The organism is Martinezella sp. CNPSo 3890 (genome assembly GCF_057784455.1).
The window spans coordinates 120,126-139,575 of the sequence record NZ_JBXSOR010000015.1 but is presented as its reverse complement, the minus strand read 5'-3'; the positions used below and the strand labels follow the sequence as shown (position 1 = coordinate 139,575).

The 19,450-nt window shown below is 59.2% G+C and carries 21 protein-coding genes; 10 read left to right on the top strand and 11 right to left on the bottom strand.

Features of this window, described 5'->3' with window-relative positions; all coding sequences use genetic code 11:
• The first annotated feature begins 18 nt into the window (after positions 1–18).
• Positions 19–474, top strand: a complete 456-nt coding sequence (locus AC13RC_RS26930) for a GNAT family N-acetyltransferase (RefSeq protein WP_488559059.1) — start codon at positions 19–21, stop codon at positions 472–474.
• Between the two features lie 10 nt (positions 475–484).
• On the opposite strand, the gene AC13RC_RS26925 is transcribed toward AC13RC_RS26930, so the two are convergent.
• The 4 genes from AC13RC_RS26925 to AC13RC_RS26910 all read right to left on the bottom strand — a co-directional run bounded on the left by AC13RC_RS26925 (position 485) and on the right by AC13RC_RS26910 (position 4,292).
• A complete protein-coding gene (locus tag AC13RC_RS26925; protein WP_488559058.1) occupies positions 485–1,729 on the bottom strand; it encodes an MFS transporter in 1,245 nt (414 codons plus the stop codon).
• Between the two features lie 265 nt (positions 1,730–1,994).
• Positions 1,995–2,756 (bottom strand): amino acid ABC transporter ATP-binding protein, encoded by a 762-nt coding sequence (locus AC13RC_RS26920; RefSeq protein WP_183809553.1) that lies wholly within the window; start codon positions 2,754–2,756, stop codon positions 1,995–1,997.
• The gene (locus AC13RC_RS26915) at positions 2,753–3,433 is read right to left on the bottom strand and encodes an amino acid ABC transporter permease (protein ID WP_015341657.1); all 681 of its coding nucleotides are present in this window, start codon (positions 3,431–3,433) and stop codon (positions 2,753–2,755) included. Before AC13RC_RS26915 ends, AC13RC_RS26920 begins: the two co-directional genes overlap by 4 nt.
• Positions 3,434–3,518: 85 nt before the next feature.
• Entirely contained in the window at positions 3,519–4,292 is a 774-nt protein-coding gene (locus AC13RC_RS26910; RefSeq protein WP_488559057.1) for an amino acid ABC transporter substrate-binding protein, read from the bottom strand.
• Positions 4,293–4,719: 427 nt separating this feature from the next.
• Here AC13RC_RS26910 and AC13RC_RS26905 point away from each other — a divergent pair, with 427 nt between their 5' ends.
• Positions 4,720–5,787, top strand: a complete 1,068-nt coding sequence (locus AC13RC_RS26905) for an SGNH/GDSL hydrolase family protein (RefSeq protein WP_488559056.1) — start codon at positions 4,720–4,722, stop codon at positions 5,785–5,787.
• Positions 5,780–6,853: an acyltransferase family protein gene (locus AC13RC_RS26900; RefSeq protein WP_488559055.1), complete on the top strand. Its 1,074-nt coding sequence runs from the start codon at positions 5,780–5,782 to the stop codon at positions 6,851–6,853. The genes AC13RC_RS26905 and AC13RC_RS26900 overlap by 8 nt, the downstream gene beginning before the upstream one ends.
• Before the next feature lie 31 nt (positions 6,854–6,884).
• On the opposite strand, the gene AC13RC_RS26895 is transcribed toward AC13RC_RS26900, so the two are convergent.
• Positions 6,885–7,757, bottom strand: a complete 873-nt coding sequence (locus AC13RC_RS26895; protein ID WP_113331445.1) for a DMT family transporter — start codon at positions 7,755–7,757, stop codon at positions 6,885–6,887.
• 253 nt (positions 7,758–8,010) lie between these two features.
• Here AC13RC_RS26895 and AC13RC_RS26890 point away from each other — a divergent pair, with 253 nt between their 5' ends.
• Together AC13RC_RS26890 and ispG are read left to right on the top strand one after the other, a co-directional pair.
• On the top strand, positions 8,011–9,210 hold the full coding sequence (locus AC13RC_RS26890; RefSeq protein WP_113331447.1) for an MFS transporter: 1,200 nt from the start codon (positions 8,011–8,013) through the stop codon (positions 9,208–9,210).
• Positions 9,211–9,337: 127 nt separating this feature from the next.
• Positions 9,338–10,591, top strand: a complete 1,254-nt coding sequence (gene ispG, locus AC13RC_RS26885; RefSeq protein ID WP_113331449.1) for a flavodoxin-dependent (E)-4-hydroxy-3-methylbut-2-enyl-diphosphate synthase — start codon at positions 9,338–9,340, stop codon at positions 10,589–10,591.
• A gap of 24 nt (positions 10,592–10,615) precedes the next feature.
• On the opposite strand, the gene AC13RC_RS26880 is transcribed toward ispG, so the two are convergent.
• Positions 10,616–11,257, bottom strand: coding sequence for a LysE family translocator (locus AC13RC_RS26880; RefSeq protein ID WP_113352728.1), 642 nt, complete (start codon positions 11,255–11,257; stop codon positions 10,616–10,618).
• A gap of 233 nt (positions 11,258–11,490) precedes the next feature.
• A complete protein-coding gene (locus tag AC13RC_RS26875; RefSeq protein WP_113352727.1) occupies positions 11,491–12,405 on the bottom strand; it encodes a polyprenyl synthetase family protein in 915 nt (304 codons plus the stop codon).
• A gap of 177 nt (positions 12,406–12,582) precedes the next feature.
• Here AC13RC_RS26875 and mtgA point away from each other — a divergent pair, with 177 nt between their 5' ends.
• From mtgA to rpmF, 3 genes are all read left to right on the top strand, one after another.
• Positions 12,583–13,332, top strand: a complete 750-nt coding sequence (gene mtgA, locus AC13RC_RS26870; RefSeq protein ID WP_162748824.1) for a monofunctional biosynthetic peptidoglycan transglycosylase — start codon at positions 12,583–12,585, stop codon at positions 13,330–13,332.
• 128 nt (positions 13,333–13,460) lie between these two features.
• Positions 13,461–14,108, top strand: a complete 648-nt coding sequence (locus AC13RC_RS26865) for a glutathione S-transferase family protein (protein WP_113352896.1) — start codon at positions 13,461–13,463, stop codon at positions 14,106–14,108.
• Positions 14,109–14,280: 172 nt separating this feature from the next.
• Positions 14,281–14,466 carry a 50S ribosomal protein L32 gene (gene rpmF / locus AC13RC_RS26860; protein WP_003543812.1) on the top strand — a complete coding sequence of 62 codons (186 nt, stop codon included), beginning with the start codon at positions 14,281–14,283 and terminating at the stop codon, positions 14,464–14,466.
• Between the two features lie 353 nt (positions 14,467–14,819).
• Here the strand turns inward: rpmF and phaR are convergent, their stop codons facing one another.
• On the bottom strand, positions 14,820–15,392 hold the full coding sequence (gene phaR / locus AC13RC_RS26855) for a polyhydroxyalkanoate synthesis repressor PhaR (protein WP_069611531.1): 573 nt from the start codon (positions 15,390–15,392) through the stop codon (positions 14,820–14,822).
• 241 nt (positions 15,393–15,633) lie between these two features.
• On the opposite strand from phaR, the gene AC13RC_RS26850 reads away from it, so the two are divergent.
• A complete protein-coding gene (locus AC13RC_RS26850; protein WP_112724156.1) occupies positions 15,634–16,815 on the top strand; it encodes an acetyl-CoA C-acetyltransferase in 1,182 nt (393 codons plus the stop codon).
• Positions 16,816–16,976: 161 nt separating this feature from the next.
• On the top strand, positions 16,977–17,702 hold the full coding sequence (phbB, locus tag AC13RC_RS26845) for a beta-ketoacyl-ACP reductase (protein ID WP_069611533.1): 726 nt from the start codon (positions 16,977–16,979) through the stop codon (positions 17,700–17,702).
• Positions 17,703–17,959: 257 nt separating this feature from the next.
• On the opposite strand, the gene AC13RC_RS26840 is transcribed toward phbB, so the two are convergent.
• From AC13RC_RS26840 to AC13RC_RS26830, 3 genes are all read right to left on the bottom strand, one after another.
• Positions 17,960–18,133: a hypothetical protein gene (locus AC13RC_RS26840; protein WP_488559054.1), complete on the bottom strand. Its 174-nt coding sequence runs from the start codon at positions 18,131–18,133 to the stop codon at positions 17,960–17,962.
• A 147-nt stretch (positions 18,134–18,280) separates the two neighbouring features.
• Positions 18,281–18,535 carry a YMGG-like glycine zipper-containing protein gene (locus AC13RC_RS26835; protein ID WP_113352724.1) on the bottom strand — a complete coding sequence of 85 codons (255 nt, stop codon included), beginning with the start codon at positions 18,533–18,535 and terminating at the stop codon, positions 18,281–18,283.
• A gap of 46 nt (positions 18,536–18,581) precedes the next feature.
• A complete protein-coding gene (locus tag AC13RC_RS26830) occupies positions 18,582–18,737 on the bottom strand; it encodes a DUF3309 family protein (RefSeq protein WP_069611648.1) in 156 nt (51 codons plus the stop codon).
• Positions 18,738–19,450 lie beyond the last annotated feature (713 nt).

Here is a 19,450-nt window from a genome sequence, read left to right as displayed (position 1 = left end):
GGTCGAGGAGGCGGAGGCATGACGAGAGCATTTTCCTTGCGGGCGGCGACAAATGCCGATGTCGACGCAATTCGGGCGCTGACACGCGAGGCCTATGGTAAGTGGGTGCCTCTCATCGGCCGAGAACCACTGCCGATGACAGCAGATTATGCGGAGGCCGTGCGCAAGCATCGTATCGATCTCTTTGAGGCCAATGGTGAGCTTTTGGCGTTGATCGAGATGGTGCCGAGAGAGGATAACCTGTTGATCGAGAACGTCGCCGTCTCGCCGCGACATCAGGGACAGGGCATCGGCAGGAAACTGCTAGTTCATGCCGAGCAGGTCGCGGCCGAGCTCGGCGTCGACGATATCCGACTCTACACCAACAAGCGCTTTACCGAGAATGTGCAGCTCTATCTCCGACACGGTTATGCGATCGACCGCGAGGAGCCGCTGAAAGATGGGTTCCTTGTCCATATGAGCAAGCGCATCTGATAGGAGCCAGCTACCTCCGTTTTTCGATCAACGCAGCCCAGACTGCCGCCACTAGCGCGAGTACAGCGGATGCCAGCATCAAGGCGAAGAGCGTATGGATCGTTGGCGATCGTGCAATGAACAGACCGCCGATCGAGCCGATGAGCGCGCCGCCAGCAATCCGCATGGCAGCGGCGAGGCCTGCTGCCGTTCCCACAATATCCGACCTGACCGACATGGCGCCGCTATTGGCGGCCGGCATGGTGAGGCCGTTGCCGATGCCGATGAAGATGCAGGGGCCGAAGAGTGCCAGAACCTCAACCATGCCCGATAGCGACAAGGCAAGCCCGATTGACAGACCAATGCAGGTCAGTAACCGCGCGATGACGAGGATCGTGCCGAGCGGGATTCTTGCGCCATGGCGGCCAGCCAGATAGCTGCCGAGAATGAAGCCGGCCGGAACGAGGCCCATGTAGAAGCCAAGCTTGGCGCTCGAACCGCCGAGCGCATCGCCTATCGTCAGCGGCGCTCCGCCGAGAAAGATGTAGAGCACGCCCATCGAGCACGCCATGCAGAGCGTATACGCCCAGAAGCGCGCCGAACGCAAAAGCAGGGCATAGGAGGCAAGATAGTTTCCGCGCGCGGCTGACGCCGGCGCTTTCGATCCCTTCAGTTCATGCAGGGACAGAAAGAAGGCGGCAATGCCGAAGATCGCAAGGACGATGAAGCTTGCCCGCCAGCCGAAAAGCTCATCCAAAGATCCACCGAACAGAGGGCCGACCATCGGCGCCAATGCCCATCCCATGGCGAGATAGCCGAACTTGCTGGCAGCCTGGCGCTCGTCGGATGTTTCCTTGATGATGACGAGGGCGACGGAATAGCACGGTCCGATGCAGGCCTGCATCATGCGGCATAGCAGGAAGATGCCGATATTCGGCGCGAGAACGCAGCCAATCGAAGCGACGATGAAGATCGAGAGCGCCGTCAGGACGACCGGCCGGCGGCCGAACCGATCCGATATCGCGCCACCGATAGCCTCAAGGGACGCGGTGACAATGGAAAAGCCGGCAACCGATAGGTTCACGAGAGCGAAATCGGCATGGAATGCTGCTGCGATCTTCGGCAGCGACGGCAGGATCATGTTAACAGGCAGCACGGCGAGCGCCGAGAGCAGGATGAGGGTTATCAGCCGCGGCGGTGCGGCGGCTCTTTCGGTGGTCGTGTCGTCGGTTGATTGCTTGGCTGAATGGTCGATGCTGCTTTCGGTGCGCGTCATGGCTTTGTCCGTCGTGTGAGTGGGAAGTCGAGGGAGATCTGACGGGGTGCAGCCAGGATTTCAGGCGATAAAAAAGGCCCCGTCAGGAGCCTGCTTACCGCGCATGGGTGCTTTCGCCGGATGGTTACACCATCCTGCCCATGCGCCTTCCTACCACTACGAGAACGAGTGCCGTGTTCATGGCATTAGAGCTAACCGCAAAGCGGCCCAGCGTCAATGCGCGGCCTGCTCCAAGGCAGGATCGCTTTCGATGTGGGCCGGCGGTTCAAATATCGTAGCTGAGCCCGGAATTCAGTGTCGAGATGAATTGCTTCGTCCGCTCCTGTGCCGGATTGGAGAAGATATTGCGCGAAGAGCCTGTCTCGACGATGTTGCCCGCCTCCAGGAACACGACGTTGTTGGCGATCTTCGAGGCGAGGCGCAGGTCGTGCGTCGCCATGACCATGGTCGTGCCTTCGTTGGCGAGCTTGCCCAGCACGTCGACCACTTCGGCCGCCAGTTCCGGATCGAGCGCCGAGGTCGGTTCGTCGCAGAGCAGCACGCGCGGCGAGGGGGCGAGCGCCCGGGCGATGGCGACACGCTGCTGCTGGCCGCCCGAGAGCGTCGAGGGCCAGGCATCGATCTTGTGTGCCATGCCGACCTTGGTCAGAAGCTCGACGGCGCGGGCGCGGGCCTTGTCCTGAGGCCAGCGCAGCACGGTCGTCAGGCCCTCCATGACGTTCTGGATTGCGGTCTGATGCGGAAAGAGCTGGAAATTCTGGAAGACCATGCCCGTCTGGCGGCGGATCTTCTGGATGTCCTGCCAGGACGGCTTCTTGCCCGGCTGGAAGGTAGCCGTCTCCTCGCCGATGCGGATCGTTCCGGCGGTTGGGATTTCCAAAAGGTTGATGCAGCGAAGCAGCGTGCTCTTGCCGCCGCCCGAAGGTCCCACAAGTGCCGTCACCGTTCCCTCGGGGATCATCAGGCTGATATCCCTGAGGATGACAATGTCGCCGAAGCGCTTTTCGATATGCGAAAGCTCGATCATGCCTGTGCCTCCAGCGTGCCGCCAGAGCGGGCGAAGCGGCGTTCGAGGTAGCCCTGCAGCGTCGAAAGAAAGGTGCTGAGCACGAGATAGATGATGGCGGCCTCGATATAGAGGATCAGCGGCTCATAGGTCGTCGCCACGATACGCTGCGCGGCCTGAAACAGCTCCGGCACGGTGATGGCGGCGGCAAGCGAGGTATCCTTGACCAGCGAAATGAAGGTGTTCGACAGCGGCGGCACGGCGACGCGGGCTGCCTGGGGGAGGATGGTGCGGCTCATGGCCTGGCGCCAGTTCATGCCGATCGAATAGGCGGCTTCCCACTGGCCCTTTGGCACAGAGGAAATGACGGCGCGGATGATCTCGGACGTATAGGCCCCGACGCTCAGCGTAAAGCCGATGATGGCTGCCGGAAAAGCGTCGAGCAGGATGCCGAGGCTCGGCAGGCCGTAGAAAATGACGAAGAGCTGCACCAGAAGCGGCGTGCCGCGGATCACCCAGACATAGAAGCGGGCGATGGCCACGAACGGCGCCGGGGCAAACAGCCTGACGACGGCGGTGAGCAGGCCGAGCAGAAGGCCAAGGACGAAGGTGATCAAGGTGAGCGGGATGGTGAAGACGAGCCCCGCCCAAAGCAGCGTGCCCAGTGACTCCCACATCAGTTGCAGCCAATGCTCCAAGGAGAAGCCTTTCGATAACAGAATGCGTCCGGAGGTGACCCCGGACGCATCTTTTTCACAGTTTTATGTCTCTGCCTATGCCTTCTTACTTCGAAACGTCCTGTCCGAAGTATTTCTTGGAGATCTTGTCATAGGTGCCGTCAGCCTTGATATCGGCCAGCGCCTTGTTGATCGCAGCAAGCAGCTCCGGCTCGCCCTTGCGAATGATGACGGCCGAGAAATCGGCATTGGCTTGCTGGGCGACGATTTTCACCGGAGCGTCGGGCTTGTGCTTCTTGAAATCGAGGAAGGAGAGGCTGTCGTTGATGGTCGCATCGGCGCGGCCGGTCAGCACGAGCTGGATCGACTGGTCGAAACCGTCGGTACCGACGAGTTCGGCGCCGGATTCGGTTGCGAGCTTGCCGAAGTTGCTGGTCAGCGACTGTGCGGCCTTCTTACCCTTGAGATCGACGAAATCCTTGATATCGGTATTGCTGTCCTTGACGATCAGCACGGCCTTGGAGGCGATATAGGGCTCGGAGAAGTCATACTTCTTCTTGCGCGCTTCGGTGACGCCGACTTCGTTGATGACGGCGTCGTAGCGGTTGGCGTCGAGACCGGCGATCAGGCCATCCCACTTGCCTTCCAGAAACTGCACCTTGACGCCGAGCTTGGCGGCAATCGCCTCGGCGATCTCGACATCGAAGCCGGTCAGCTTGCCGCTCTCGTCATGAAAGGTGAAGGGCGCGTAGGTCCCTTCCGTGCCGACCTTGAATACGCCGGCCGACTGGATCGCCTTGAGGTTTTCGCCGGCATGGGCGGGGAGCAGGAACGCAGCCTGCACGAGGGCGGCGGCGGCAACAGTCTTCAACCAGTTCATCGTTCTCTTCCGTTTCTGGAGCGGTTTCATTCAATGTCGCATACATCGCAGAAAAATTGCATCGCGAAAGCGTAGAAAACTGCGAGATAAATGGGCAATTGCGAATATTTTTCTCAAAGAACAGCGGATCGAGCCATCAAGAGAGGCGAGGCTTCCATCTCGGTCGATAATTGCTGACCAATGTGGCGGTGCAGCATAGTGACAATTCTCGATGTTGCCCTACTTCTCCCAATGTTGCTCCATTTTTCTCAATGTTGCCTATTGCAGCATCTGGTTGTGTCTTTGGTGCGGCATTATTCATGCAGGGCATGCGCGCTATCAATGCCTCCAGTCGGTTTTCCGGGGGACGCGGGCGGCAATCAAAATGCGTTTCTATTAGGAATTGCAGTGCAGGAATTGATCTGACACAGCCCGAAGAGGTGACGAATTGCCCATCATTGCGCGCTGGCGGCCTTGGCCGGTTCGTGAGCTTCACGTCGTGGCTGCGTCAATTCTTCTGAGCGTGTCAACATTCATGCCGACCTTTGCGGCGGAAACGATCGAGCGGCCGTCGAAATGGGTCGGTCGCGTTGCGGCCAGCGATGCGGCTTTTGGCTGGCCCGGCAGCGGCTTTGCGCTGCGTTTCGAAGGCACTTCGCTCTCGGTTACCCTCGTTGATCCCGGGCAAAACAGCCTGGAGATCGAATTGGACGGCGTTCCCCAGCGCCTTGATCTGCAGGCGGGGCAACACCGATATCAGCTTGCCGATGGCTTGCAGCAAGGCGTCCATAGCGTTCGCGCGACGCGCCGCACCGAGGGATGGGTTGGCGATACCACATTCGTTTCCGCCGAAACCGACGGGTCGTTCCTTCCAGCGGAGGCATCGACCGAAGAGATTGTGGCAATAGGAGACTCCATCACTGCAGGCTACGGCGTCGAAGGTGTCGGTCCCGGATGCAAATTCACTCCCGGAACTGAAAATCAATATCTGACATATGCCGCTCTCGCCGCGCGTAGCCTCGGGATGGAGCTTACAACGCTCGCGGTTTCGGGAAGCGGCCTTTCGCGTGCTCGCAAGGGCACGAAAACCATGCTTGACGTCATCGACAATGGGACGCTGTTGAGAAGCGGTGCGCCCGGTCTTCCTGACGAGCGCGTTTCCACGGTCGTCATCAATCTGGGGACGAACGATTTTTCGGACGGCAAGAATCCCGACGATTTCGGCGGAGAATATGCCAAGCTTCTCTCCAAGCTCAGATATCAATTTCCAAAAGCGTATTTCTATGCCGCGCTCGGGCCGATGATGTCTCAGAAGGATTTCGATACGGCCGAGAAAGCAATCAAGGCCGTCGTCCAGACGAGCGTCGCGAAAGGCGAAAGCCGCCTCCGATATCTGAATTTACGCGTTAAACCGAAGGATTTTGGATGCAACTGGCATCCAAGCCGCAGCACCCAGGCAGCGATGGCGGATGTGTTGGAACAAGCAATCAAAGCGGATCGAGGCCGTCATGGTTGACGAGCAGGTGCTTTCCATTCCGCGGTCAAACTCGAAACAATTGGACTCTCTCCAGTTTCTTCGGTTTGTGGCCGCCTTCTCCGTTGTTCTCTTTCATTTCGGACGCACCCTTGTGCTCGAGTACCATGTCGATCGCAATTATTTCGACATGGGTGCGGCCGGCGTCGACATTTTCTTCGTTCTGAGCGGCTTCATCATCAGTTATTCCTCCGATCCGGGACGCGGGCTTGTCTATTTCGCACGCAAGCGCGTTGCGAGAATAGTTCCGCTTTATTGGTTGCTGACGCTGGTGATCGTCTTGATCGCGCTCGTGAAGCCCAACCTGCTCAATTCGACTGTGGTGACCGTCGACACGGTCATCAAATCTCTACTTTTCATCCCTTATCAGAAAAGCGGGGGCGCCGTACAACCGATCCTTTTCCTGGGCTGGACGCTTTGTTACGAGGTGTTTTTCTACCTGATCTACGGCGCCTGCCTGATCTTTGGCGCCAGGGCAACCTGGTTCGCCTCCGCAGCCATCCTCTTCCTGATCGCGCTGCATGCGATTTGGCCCGCGGGATCTGTCGAATGGCGTTTCTATACAAATCCGATATTGATCGAATTCGTTCTCGGCATGATGCTTCACAAGGCATATTCGGCTTACAGCGCCATCAGGAGCGGATCGAACGTCGCCGCCTTTGTGCTCGTTCTCCTGGCATGCGGGGCTTACTTCTTCATCGTGACACTCGCCGGCCCCAGTCTCTTTGTCTCAAGTCTCTTTGCGGTCCTGTTCGTCTCGGGCTTCCTGCTCATGCGGCTGCCGTCCGGGAAACTTTGGGCCATTCTGGTTCTGCTGGGAGATGCGTCCTACTCGCTCTATCTCGTTCATCCCTACACGTTTCAGCTTCCGGTTAAATTGCTGGGCAAGCACCTCTCCCTGCCCGTTGTGACGGGAATATTGGCGCTGGTCACGCTTTGCACGATCGGGATCTCGGTGGTGCTTCTTAAGTTCTTCGAGCGGCCGATGCAGGCTCTTCTGATGCGGCAGCCGAAACCCATCGAGCCGACTGTCGCTCCGGTGGGGTGAAACCCAGCGTCTCGCTGCGGGTCGGCGACCATCAAGCCGCGGCCGTTCGCCGCTTCATTCGTTCGCTGATAATGATGATGAAGCCGGCGCTGAGGATTAGGATAGCGCCGATGAAGGTGTTGGCGCCGGGGATGTCGCCCCAGATGAGGTAGCCGAGCAGGAAGGCCCAGACGAGGGAGGTGTATTCGAACGGTGCCAGCACCGAGACGGGTGCCTGGCGCATGCCTTCGAAGAGGGCGAGCTGACCGGCGCCGGCGATGATGCCGGTCAAAGCGAGCAGGACGATCTGGAGCGGCGTCGGCGTGTGCCAGTGGATGATCGCCATGCCGGCGGTCAGGATGATGAACATGATGTTGGAGACGGCCATCTGGATATGGCTCTTCTCGTGCAGCGCCGTCTTGCGCAGGAGCACCATGCCGCATGCCCAGAGGACGGCGGCCTGCAGCGCCAGATAGACCGGCCAGGAAATCGACAGCCCCACGGGATTGGAGGCGATCACCACGCCGCAAAAGCCGACGCCGACCGCCATCCAGCGGGCGAAGGTGACCTTTTCGCGCAGCACGATGGTTGCCAGAATCGTGCCGACGATCGGAGCGGCGTAGTAGAGCGTCGTTACCTCGGCGAGCTGCAGATAGGACGCCGCCGAATAATAGGAAATCCAGGCGATCAGGATGATGATGCTGCGCACGATCATCGGCTTAATGATCGGCGAGCGCGCCACCTTATGGACGAGCGAAGGCCCTTCGAAGACGAAGCAGCCGGCAAGAATGGTGCAGCTTCGGATGAACAGGACCTGCCAGACGGGAATGGAGGCGACGAGCAGCTTCACCGCCGAATCGTGGGCGGTGAACAGCATGTAGGCAAACACCGTAAGCAGGATGCCATAGCCGATGGAGTTTTTCACGGGGATGCACCAGAGGATGACCCGGCTTGGGCCGACCAAAGAATCTTTCAGGTCTCAACCGATAGGAGCCTACTTTTTCGGCGTCAATAGAACATTTTGCCGATGGCGTGCACATGCGAATGATTTATTCGGGTTGTGGTGTCTTTGCCTCCGCTTTAACAGACGGAGATGAAATGTGACCGCTTCAACTTTTTCGATCGTTGAGATTTTAATCGATTTAAATAGACTGCGGCGCGAATTTGGAGGAATTTTCATGGACAACGGGACGAGAATGGAGGGCTTGAAGGAGCGTAGGAGCCCGTTTTTCACCAAATCACGTGCTGCGGTGTCGCTGATGTTTCTCATGAACGGCTTCATGGTCGGATGCTGGGCACCGAAAATTCCCGAATTCGCCGAGCGGCTGCAACTGACGAAATTCGAGCTCGGCCTGATGATCCTCATCTTCGGCGTCGGCTCCCTCGTCATGATGCCGCTCGCCGGCGCGCAGATCGCCGTGCGCGGCTCGCGCGTCGTCGTGCAGGCCTTTGCTGTGCTGCTGCTGCCGATGATCCTGGCGCTGACGTTGGCGCCGAATGTCTGGACGGCGGCGATCGCGCTTTTTCTCTTCGGCGGTTTCATCGGCGCCATGGATGTGGCCATGAATGCCAATGCCGTCTCGGTCGAAAAATCCATGCGCCGGGCGATCATGTCCTCCTGCCATGCCTTCTGGAGCCTGGGCGGCCTTTTGGGCGCGGCGATCGGCGGGCTGCTGATTTCGCGCTGGGGCATTCTCGGCCATGCCGAAGCCTCGACTGCGATCGCCGTGCTTTTCCTCGCCATTGCCTGGCCTATGGTGCTTGGCGATCAACCGCATCATGATGAGGCCAAGCCGAAGGCAAAGCTGCCGATGATCCCGCTGCCCTGGCTGCTCGGCATCGTCGCGCTCTTCTGCATGGTACCGGAAGGCGCGGTTCTGGATTGGAGCGCGCTCTATCTCAGCCAGGAAAAGGGCGCCTCAGTGGCGCTCTCCGGCTTCGGCTACGCCGCTTTCTCCGCCACCATGGCGACCATGCGTTTTGCCGGCGATTTCGTCCGCGATTGGCTAGGGGCCGTCAGGACGCTGCGGGTCTGCACGGTCTTCGCCATCGTTGGCATGCTGGCGGCGGCGCTGGCGCCGAACGCGGAAATCGCAATTCTCGGCTTTGCGCTCTGCGGCATCGGCATTTCCAACATGGTGCCGATCGCCTTTTCGGCCGCCGGCAATATTCCGGGCCTGCAGCCGGGCATCGCCATTTCGGTCGTCACGACGCTCGGCTATTCCGGTATGCTGGTTGCGCCGTCGGCGATAGGCTTTGCCGCCGAGCATGTCGGCTTCTCGCCAGTCCTGATGGCGCTACCGGTGCTGCTGCTTGTGGTGCTGGCATTGTCATCGCTGGCGCGCTACGCCGACGGCATCGGGGACGCCAAGCACTAATTTCGTCGCTTTTGCCCGGTAACGGTTGAGGGCAGTCCGATCAAAAGAGATTGTCGTGGCGGTTGACAACGACCGCTCTGTGATCCACCTGAAAGACACCCATTTTCGAGGCCTGCGAGAGCTTTCCATGTCGTCCGCCACCGATTTCGATCCGAAACCGCGCCGTTCCTCCGTTGCCGTCGATGTCGGCGGCGTGATCGTTGGCGGCGGTGCCCCCGTCGTCGTGCAGTCCATGACCAATACCGACACGGCAGATATCGATTCGACCGTCGCCCAGGTCGCCGCCCTCTACAAAGCCGGCTCGGAACTCGTGCGCATCACCGTCGATCGCGATGAAAGCGCTGCCGCCGTGCCGAAGATCCGCGAGCGGCTGCTGCGCCTCGGCATGGACGTGCCGCTGATCGGCGATTTCCATTATATCGGCCACAAGCTGCTCGCCGATCATCCGGCTTGCGCCGAGGCGCTGGCGAAATATCGCATCAATCCCGGCAATGTCGGCTTCAAGGACAAGAAGGACAAGCAGTTCGCCGAAATCATCGAGATGGCGATCCGCTACGACAAGCCGGTGCGCATCGGCGTCAATTGGGGCTCGCTCGATCAGGATCTTCTGACCGCGCTGATGGACAAGAATGCCGCCGAAGGTTCGCCGCTCTCGGCCCGGCAAGTGACGCGCGAGACCATCGTACAGTCTGCGCTGATCTCGGCGAGTCTCGCGGAAGATATCGGCCTCCCGCGCAACCGCATCATCCTCTCGGCCAAGGTCAGTCAGGTACAGGATCTCATTGCCGTCTACTCCATGCTGTCGGAGCGTTCCGACCATGCGCTGCATCTCGGGCTCACCGAGGCCGGCATGGGCTCGAAGGGCATCGTCGCCTCGTCCGCCGCCATGGGCTATGTGTTGCAGCATGGCATCGGCGACACGATCCGCGTTTCGCTGACGCCGGAACCGAATGGCGACCGCACCCGTGAAGTGCAGGTGGCGCAGGAACTGCTGCAGGTCATGGGCTTCCGTCAGTTCATCCCCGTGGTTGCGGCTTGTCCCGGCTGCGGCCGAACGACGTCGACGGTCTTCCAGGAACTGGCGCAGAACATCCAGAACGATATCCGCAAGAACATGCCGGTCTGGCGCGAGAAATATCCGGGCGTGGAAGCTCTGAACGTCGCTGTCATGGGCTGCATCGTCAACGGTCCGGGCGAAAGCAAGCATGCCGACATCGGCATTTCGCTGCCCGGAACCGGCGAGACGCCGGCCGCGCCGGTGTTCATCGATGGTCAAAAGGCCATGACCCTGCGCGGCCCGAACATCGCCTCGGACTTCGAGGCACTGGTGACTGACTATATCGAAAAGCGATTCGGTCGGAAGAACGTCGCGGCGGAGTGATCCGCCGCTTAAAGCCGAGGCTGATTAGATATTGCTCGTCAGCAGCTTGATGCCGGCAAAGCAATAGAAGCCGGCCATGGCGCCCTCGATCCAGCGGCGGGCATTGCGATATACTTTGAGCGCATGCGATGTCGAAAATAGGATCGCATAGCCCATAAACGCCAGAAAACCCGTCGTGCCGCAGACGACGATGATCAGCACCGCTACGGAAGCGGGCGCGCCCTGCGGCATGCCGAGCGCGATGATGGCGAGCCATGCGAAGATCGCCTTGGGATTGGTCACGTGGATGCCGTAGCCACGCAGGATCAGCGATTTGAAGCTAGGCGCCTTCTGTTCCATCTTGGCTGTTTGCAGCTCGCCATGGGCGCGTACGGCACGGAATGCCTTGTAAGCGAGATAGAGCAGATAGATGCCACCGAAGATCTTCAGAACTTCCAGCGCCATCGCATAGGTCTGCAGTAGCGTCGCAAGGCCTGCCGCTGCGGCAATCGCCCAGGTCATTGATCCCCCGAAAATCCCGAGCGAAATCGTCATGCCGGCTTTGCGGCCATGGGTCATCGAGGTGCCGATGATGGCCATGATGGCGGGGCCAGGGCTAACGACGGCAATGATGTAGGCGATATAGGCCGGCAGGATCTGCGGAAGATAGGCAAGGGTTTCGTGCATGGAAGATTTCCCGGGGATGTCGGCCGTCGCGGAGAATTCAGCGTCTAAAGGCCAATACGGAACGGGACTGTGTCATAGATTGCGGCCGAAATCACCCGGCGCAGTTATGGATTCTTGTGATGGTGACATTTCATGGCTGAATGAATGGCCATGGCTGAACGTGGCCATGGGCCGTTAGCCGCTGCCGAGCGGCTGGCTCACCCTCATGCAACACAATTGACGGTATTTCGGAATCAGCTCTTGCGGTTCGCGATGAAGCGGGCGGTTTCCGTCAGGATGCCTGCCTTGTCGCCATAGCCAGACAGCAGGTCAGCCGCTTCCTTCACCAGCCTCGCGAGCGTCGTTTCGGCCCATTCCTGCCCGTGCAGAGCGACCAGCGTGCCCTTGCCACGGGCGGCATCCTTGCCGGTTGCCTTGCCCATGGTGACGGCATCGGCGGTGAGGTCGAGAAGATCGTCTGCGAGCTGGAAGGCAAGGCCGATCTTTTCACCGAAGATCCGCAGGCGCTTGCGGTCTTCGGCCGAAGCACCAGCGATGATGGCGCCGGCCTCGCAGGCAAAGCGGATCAGCGCGCCCGTCTTCATCGCCTGCAGCGTGGTGATACCCTTTTCGTCGGGCGCTTCCTTCTCGGCCGCGAGATCAAGCGCCTGGCCGCCGGCCATGCCGCCGATGCCAGCTGCGCGCGACAGCGCCAGCACGAGCGCCATTTTCCGATCCGCCGGCAGCTCCGTCTCGGGGGCGGCGATGATGTCGAAAGCGTAGGTCAGCAGGCTGTCGCCCGCCAGGATTGCGGTCGCGTAATCGAAGGCGATATGCACCGTCGGCTGGCCGCGTCGCAGATCATCGTCGTCCATCGCGGGCAGGTCGTCATGGACGAGGGAATAGCAGTGCACGCATTCGAGTGCGGCACCGACCCTCAGTGCCGCCTCGGCATCGCCGCCGAGAAGGGCCGCCGATTCCATGACCAGGAAGGGCCGCAGCCGCTTGCCGCCGTTCAGTACGCCGTGGCGCATCGCGCTCAGCAGCCTGTCGGGGCGGGTGATCTCGTCATGGAGGCTGGTGTCGGCCAGCAGCCGGGTCAGCAGTGCTTCGGTCCTACCGGCATTGACCTTGAGGCGTTGTTCGAATGAGGTATCGGTGCTGTCCATGGCCGCTGTTTGGCATGAGAGGCGGTTGCTGGCAACGAGAATTGTCAACAGCCAGGTGGGGAATTGCGTCGCACTCTGGTCATCGCTTTGCGTAGACGGTATGACGAATGCAGCATCAGAGCGTTTCCCGGATACATCAAGGCGTGCCGGGATGGAGCGATCGTGGACGTCAGGCATTTGGACATATCGACGGACAGTGAGGAGGAGGAAGCCGAGGTGCCGCGACGCTCCTCCCTGTTGGCACGCTTCAGGGACCGTCCGTTCTGGCAGCGCATCGTCCTCGTCCTGATCGGCTTTTTGCTGCTCCCCTATGTCTTCATCGTCTTCTACCTGCTGCCGTTCATCCATCCTGTCTCAACCCTGATGATAGGTGATGCCGTCACCTTTCAGGGATATGACCGCCGCTGGGTCCCGCTGGAGAAAATCGCGCCGGTGCTGGTGAAATCCGTCATGGTCTCGGAAGACGGTCAGTTCTGCTTTCACGGCGGCGTCGATTGGGGGGAGATGCGGGTTCTCGTCGAGGAGACGCTGAGCGGCAAATCCACCCGCGGCGGCAGCACGATCCCGATGCAGACGGTGAAGAACCTGTTTTTGTGGAACGGCCGCTCCTTCGTGCGCAAGACGCTGGAATTGCCTTTGGCGGTCTCCGCCTCGGCCGTGTGGTCGAAACGCCGGATGATGGAAATCTATCTGAATGTTGCCGAATGGGGACCGGGCATTTACGGCATCGAGGCGGCGGCACGCTATCATTTCAAGGTCCCGGCCTCCAAGCTTACGGCACGTCAGGCGGCGCTTCTTGCCGTCTCGCTTCCCAATCCGATCGATCGGGTGGCAAGCAAGCCGGGACGAGGCCTCAGCCAACTCGCCTCGCTCATCCAGCGCCGCGCACGCAATGCCGACGCATATATCAAATGCCTTTATGACTGATATCAGAACTTGTCGTTCGATCGGCTTGTCGTCATCTGGCATCCTTGGCCGTGACGTAAGGGCGGGTTTGAATCATTTCAAATAATTCTTTCCCTTCGGATTCCGGCGCTGAAAAGGAAACAATGATCGTGGACAAGCTCACTCTCTATATCGGCAACAAGAACTATTCGTCCTGGTCGTTTCGACCGTGGCTTGCTCTTGAAGGGTGCGGCATTCCTTTTGAAGAGGTGCTGATACCTTTCGATTTTCCAGGTGGAAATCCGCGCATTCGTGAGGTGTCGCCGACGGGCAAGGTGCCGATGCTGGTTCACGGTGGTTTCAAGGTATGGGAATCCTTCGCCATCATTGAATATGCGGCCGAGCTTTTCCCGGATGCCGGACTTCTGCCGAGGGATCGCCAGGCGCGTGCGTTGGCGCGATCCTATAGCATGGAGATGATTTCGGGCTTCAGTGCCCTGCGTAACAGTTGCCCGATGAACATGCGCCGTCCGATCGCGCGCCGCGAGCTGCCAGATGCGGTGACGACGGATGTGGAGCGCATCGAAACAATCTGGCGCGAGGCGAGAGCCGTTTCAGGTGGGCCTTTCCTGTTCGGGAGCTTTTCCGGCGCGGATGCCATGTTTGCCCCTGTTGTCAGCCGCTTAGAGCGGTACGACATTGCGGTTGCGGCGGATACGCGGGACTATATGGCTGTTATGAAGGCGCTGCCTGCCTGGCAAAAATGGGAGGAAGCGGCATTGCAGGAAACATGGACCGTGCCGGAGGATGAGGACTGATTCGGCCTCGAATATCCGCGAATCTGGCGCGGCCGGCAAAAAATGCTATTTGGGACTGGTCAAAGCCCGGCAAGCCATGTATAAGCCCGCCCAATTTCCGAAATTGATGCATGTCTGTTTCGGCCGCCTTGCTGGCCGTGGACATGTTTCGTCCGTACATGGAGTAACGAGAATGGCTGTACCGAAGAGAAAAACGAGCCCGTCCAAGCGCGGTATGCGCCGCTCTGCTGACGCCCTGAAGGCTCCGACCTACGTCGAAGACAAGAACTCCGGCGAACTGCGTCGTCCGCACCACATCGACCTGAAGACCGGCATGTATCGCGGCCGTCAGGTTCTGACGCCGAAGGAAAGCGCATAATCTAGCGCTGCCTTAATGGCATGGATGAAAAGGCTGGCGGTTCGCCGGCCTTTTTGGTTTTGATCGGGGGGTGCTGAAGTGGATTATACGGGGGGAAAAACGCCGCCTCGCGGTATGGTGCGGCTCTGATATCCCCCTTTGTCCCTTTCGGGACATCTCCCCCAAAAGGGGGAGATTATCGGGAGCATGCTGCCCGCTCTCACCAAACCGATAACTGCAGTTCCGCGGATTCGATATCCGCTTGAGGCGCGAGGATTCAGCAAGTTACCAATCTCCCCACTTGTGGGGGAGATGTCACGTCAGTGACGCAGGGGGTAAAACTCTCCAAGAATTCACGAGCGCGTTGCCATGCATCAAAGGCTATCCAGCTTGTTCTGCATGGCGCGGAGCTGTTCCTTCAATTCGTCGATGTCCTTGGCTTCGGCCTTGCGGCTTTCCTTGGCCGGCGGCTTCATGAAGGGCGAGAACATCTGCATGGCCTGCTGGAACATTTCGGTGTTGCGGCGGACCTGTTCCTCGACCATCTGCATGGGCAGTTGCAGGTTCTTGCCGAGCGGCGTTTCGCCGAATGCGCGATTGATCTGCTCGCGCATCTGCGTCTGCTGCTCGGTAAACGCGCGCATCGAGTGCTCGAGGAAGCTCGGCACCACCATCTGCATCTGGTCGCCGTAATAGCCGATCAGCTGCCGGAGGAAGGAAATCGGCAGTAGCGTGTTGCCGGTCTTCGATTCCTGTTCAAAAATGATCTGTGTCAGGACCGAATGCGTAATATCTTCACCGCTCTTGGCGTCCTGGACGATGAATTCCTCGCCCTTCTTCACCATCTCCGCCAGGTCGTCCAGCGTCACATAGGTGCTGGTGCCGGTATTGTATAGGCGGCGATTGGCATATTTCTTGATTACGATCTGGCCCTCATTTTTTGCCATTATCAGTCTCCTGGCCCCGTCTGATTGTATGGAATATTCCTCCACTCCGGAGTGTAGACGCAAAAGAAGCTTGGTGACAATCGGTTTGTGCGATGCGGCAAGGCCTTTCCTTTGATTGGATTTTTTGAACGCGGTGACAGCTTCGTGAAATCCGCACGATGAAAATTCTTGCTGTTTGACTCAGAAGCAAAGCTTTGACAGTTTCGCCTCATATACGTGTCCATTCTGTGAGGAGGCTTCCATGAGCAGTTCATCCATCGTCGTCGCCAGCGCTGCCCGCACCGCTGTCGGTTCGTTCAACGGTGCTTTCGCGACCGTTCCGGCGCATGAACTTGGCGCGGCCGCGATCAAGGGTGCGCTGGAGCGCGCCGGTGTCGATGCCAAGGAAGTCGACGAAGTGATCCTCGGCCAGGTACTTCAGGCTGGCGAAGGACAAAACCCGGCCCGTCAGGCCGCGATGAAAGCCGGCATTCCGCAGGAAGCGACCGCATGGGGCGTGAACCAGCTTTGCGGTTCCGGCCTGCGTGCCGTGGCGCTCGGCCTGCAGCAGATTGCAACGGGTGACGCGAAGATTATCGTCGCTGGCGGCCAGGAATCCATGTCGATGGCGCCGCATGCCGCGAACCTGCGCTCCGGCACCAAGATGGGCGACATGAAAATGATCGATACCATGATCAAGGATGGCCTGACGGACGCCTTCTACGGCTATCACATGGGCATTACGGCGGAAAATATCGCCCGCCAATGGCAGCTTTCCCGCGATGAGCAGGATCAGTTCGCCGTTGCCTCGCAGAACAAGGCCGAAGCTGCGCAGAAGGCCGGCCGCTTCAAGGACGAGATCGTCCCTTTCACGATCCAGACGCGCAAGGGCGACGTCACGGTCGATGCCGATGAGTATATCCGCCATGGCGCGACGATGGAGGCCATGGCGAAGCTGCGCCCGGCCTTCGACAAAGAGGGTTCCGTCACCGCTGGCAATGCTTCCGGTCTCAACGACGGCGCCGCAGCGGCCGTGCTGATGACCGAGGCGGAAGCCTCGCGCCGCGGTATCCAGCCGCTGGCCCGCATCGTCTCCTGGGCGACAGCCGGTGTCGACCCGCAGATTATGGGGACCGGGCCGATCCCAGCCTCCCGCAAGGCATTGGAGAAGGCCGGTTGGTCGGTCAACGACCTTGATCTTGTCGAGGCCAACGAGGCGTTTGCCGCCCAGGCCTGCGCCGTCAACAAGGACCTCGGCTGGGATACGTCGATTGTCAACGTCAATGGCGGCGCGATCGCCATCGGCCACCCGATCGGCGCCTCGGGCGCACGCGTCCTCAATACGCTGCTGTTCGAAATGAAGCGCCGCGGCGCCCGCAAGGGGCTTGCCACGCTGTGCATCGGCGGCGGCATGGGCGTCGCCATGTGCTTCGAAGCGCTTTAAAATCAAAAAAGTAGAGCAAGATGTCGTCCGAAAACCGCGGGACATTTTCGGCACCATGCTCTGAGGCGTCTTGAAGGGTATTTCCAGAAGAAGTGGTGAAAGCGGAGCGGGCTACCCGAGCTTCGGGCGTCCCGCCTCCGCAACAAAAAGGGGAGTGGCACATGAGCAGAGTGGCATTGGTAACCGGCGGTACGCGCGGCATCGGAGCCGCCATTTCGATGGCGCTGCACAATGCGGGTTACAAGGTGGCGGCAACCTATGCCGGCAATGACGAGAAGGCCCGGGCTTTCCACGATGTGACGGGTATCTCGGTCCACAAATGGGATGTCACCGACTATGAGGCGTGCGGCAAGGGAATTGCCAAGGTCGAGCACGATCTGGGCCATGTCGACATCCTGGTCAACAATGCCGGCATCACCCGTGACGCCATGTTCCATAAGATGACGCCGCAGCAGTGGCATGAGGTCATCAACACCAATCTCACCGGCCTCTTCAACATGACGCATCAGGTCTGGCAGGGCATGCGCGACCGCAGCTTCGGCCGCGTCATCAATATCTCTTCGATCAACGGCCAGAAGGGGCAGATGGGCCAGGCGAACTATTCCGCCGCCAAGGCAGGGGATCTCGGCTTCACCAAGGCGCTTGCCCAAGAAGGGGCCGCCAAGAACATTACCGTGAACGCGATTTGCCCTGGCTATATCGGTACTGAGATGGTGCTGGCGGTGCCGGAGAAAGTGCTGAACGAGCGCATCATCCCGCAGATCCCCGTTGGGCGCCTCGGCGAGCCTGAGGAAATCGCCCGTATCGCGGTTTTCCTCGCCAGCGACGATGCCGGTTTCATCACGGGATCGACCATATCTGCCAATGGCGGCCAGCTCTTCGTATAAGCAATTCCAGAAGAAGCGCAGGGCTTTCCCGCGCGAAGCTGCGTAAAGGCAATGAGATTGGAGCGGCTTGGAACTCTTGCGGGAGGCTGAGCCGCTTCAGGCCGTTTTGGAGCCAGATGCCGAAAAGTATCAGGGGATTTTCGGACGACATCACGCCTACTTCTCAGATTCCAGAGTGGATTCAGATTTTAGGCCGACTCGACCTAAAATCATCTGGCTCTAGGGGCGGATTAAGAGTTCCCAGTCCCGGCGTGCAATCATCCCCGGTTTGAATTTGCTTGCTGTCGCTGCCGTGGCTTGAATTCTAGAACGACGGCTTCAAGTGTGACCTGCTGCTTTTCCTTGCCGCGTGCTCTTGCCGCGCTGGCGAGGGCGTAGAAAGTCGTGCCGATGAGCACGAGTGCTGCAATGCTTGCGATGATTGCGGCCATGATGCCGTTCCTTTCTCAAAACACTGCCCCTTCCCGCGGTCGTTGGCGCGGGAAGACGATTTTCCTGAGGGAACGGTTGTTCCGTGAGTTTGTTCCAGAACGGGTCCTGACCGGCCGTAAAGGACGATCGGTCAGGCGATGCCGGCTTTAGCGGCAGCGAGCTTCGTAACGGTGACCATACCGGTCGCGGTAGATGCAATATCCGCGACGATCTTCCGAGCGTCCGATGAGATTGCCGACCACGCCGCCAGCGACTGCGCCGACAGCGGCGCCACCCCAGCTATGCGTGGCTACGCCGCCGACTAGCGCGCCGGTACCGGCGCCGATGGCTGTGCCTTTTTCCGTTGCCGTGCACGACGCCAATGCGCCGAGGAGGGCGATCGCGACGATGATCTTCTTCATGGTGTTAGCTCCCTAGTGTTGCGAGGTTTGAACAATAACCTGCGGATCAGATCCGTCCCATTAATAACAGAATGAGGACAATGACGAGAACAAGCCCGAGACCGCCCGATGGGCCATATCCCCATGACCGGCTGTAACCCCAGCTGGGTAGTGCGCCGATCAGCAGCAGAATCAGTATCACAAGCAATACCGTACCAAGCATGATGTGTCTCCTCCATGTCGATCGCTTGAATATAACGCCAATATCGCTTCCGATCCGACGTTATCCTTCCAGCGCTCCAGCTCAAATCCATATCCAGGAACAGGCTGAGTTCCGCAATTCTGTGCAGATAAACTTGCGTGCTCGATAATTGTTCCGGCTAAGAAATAAAAATGCGAGTACGCAGGGGCCTGGGCTCTTAGGGAAACGTTAGTGCGGCAACCTCATATGGCCGTCGCCGGGGCGATGAGAGATCCGTTTGTATGGTTAAAATATGATTAAAATACAATGGGTTGTGGTGAACGAAACGGGAAAGGCCAGATGTCTGTGATTCGTCGGCGATTCGTTCTCTATTTGGACTTGGGCTAACCGCGAGCCTCCTCCAGGTGCGCCGTCGCCGGTGCCGGAAGGGCGAAGCGGAGCACAGGTGAACCGCACAGATGGTGTTTTCGCCAGGCGATTGGTTAATTTGCGGCAGGTTTGTGGGAGGCTCGTCTATTCAGGGCAGTGCTATTTCGCGATGCTGTTCCGACGAAATACAATATGTAGCCGTGAACAAATACGATACCTGCCCCTATCCGCGATTCGTCACCGATTCGTTCCGGCTTTGATCGATGTGTTAATGGCTGCAGCTTTTGCGTGTATTTGTTGATTCGTTATAGCTGCGCTCGTTAAAAGGTTAATCACAATCGCTGATTCGGCTGTAATTCAGGGCT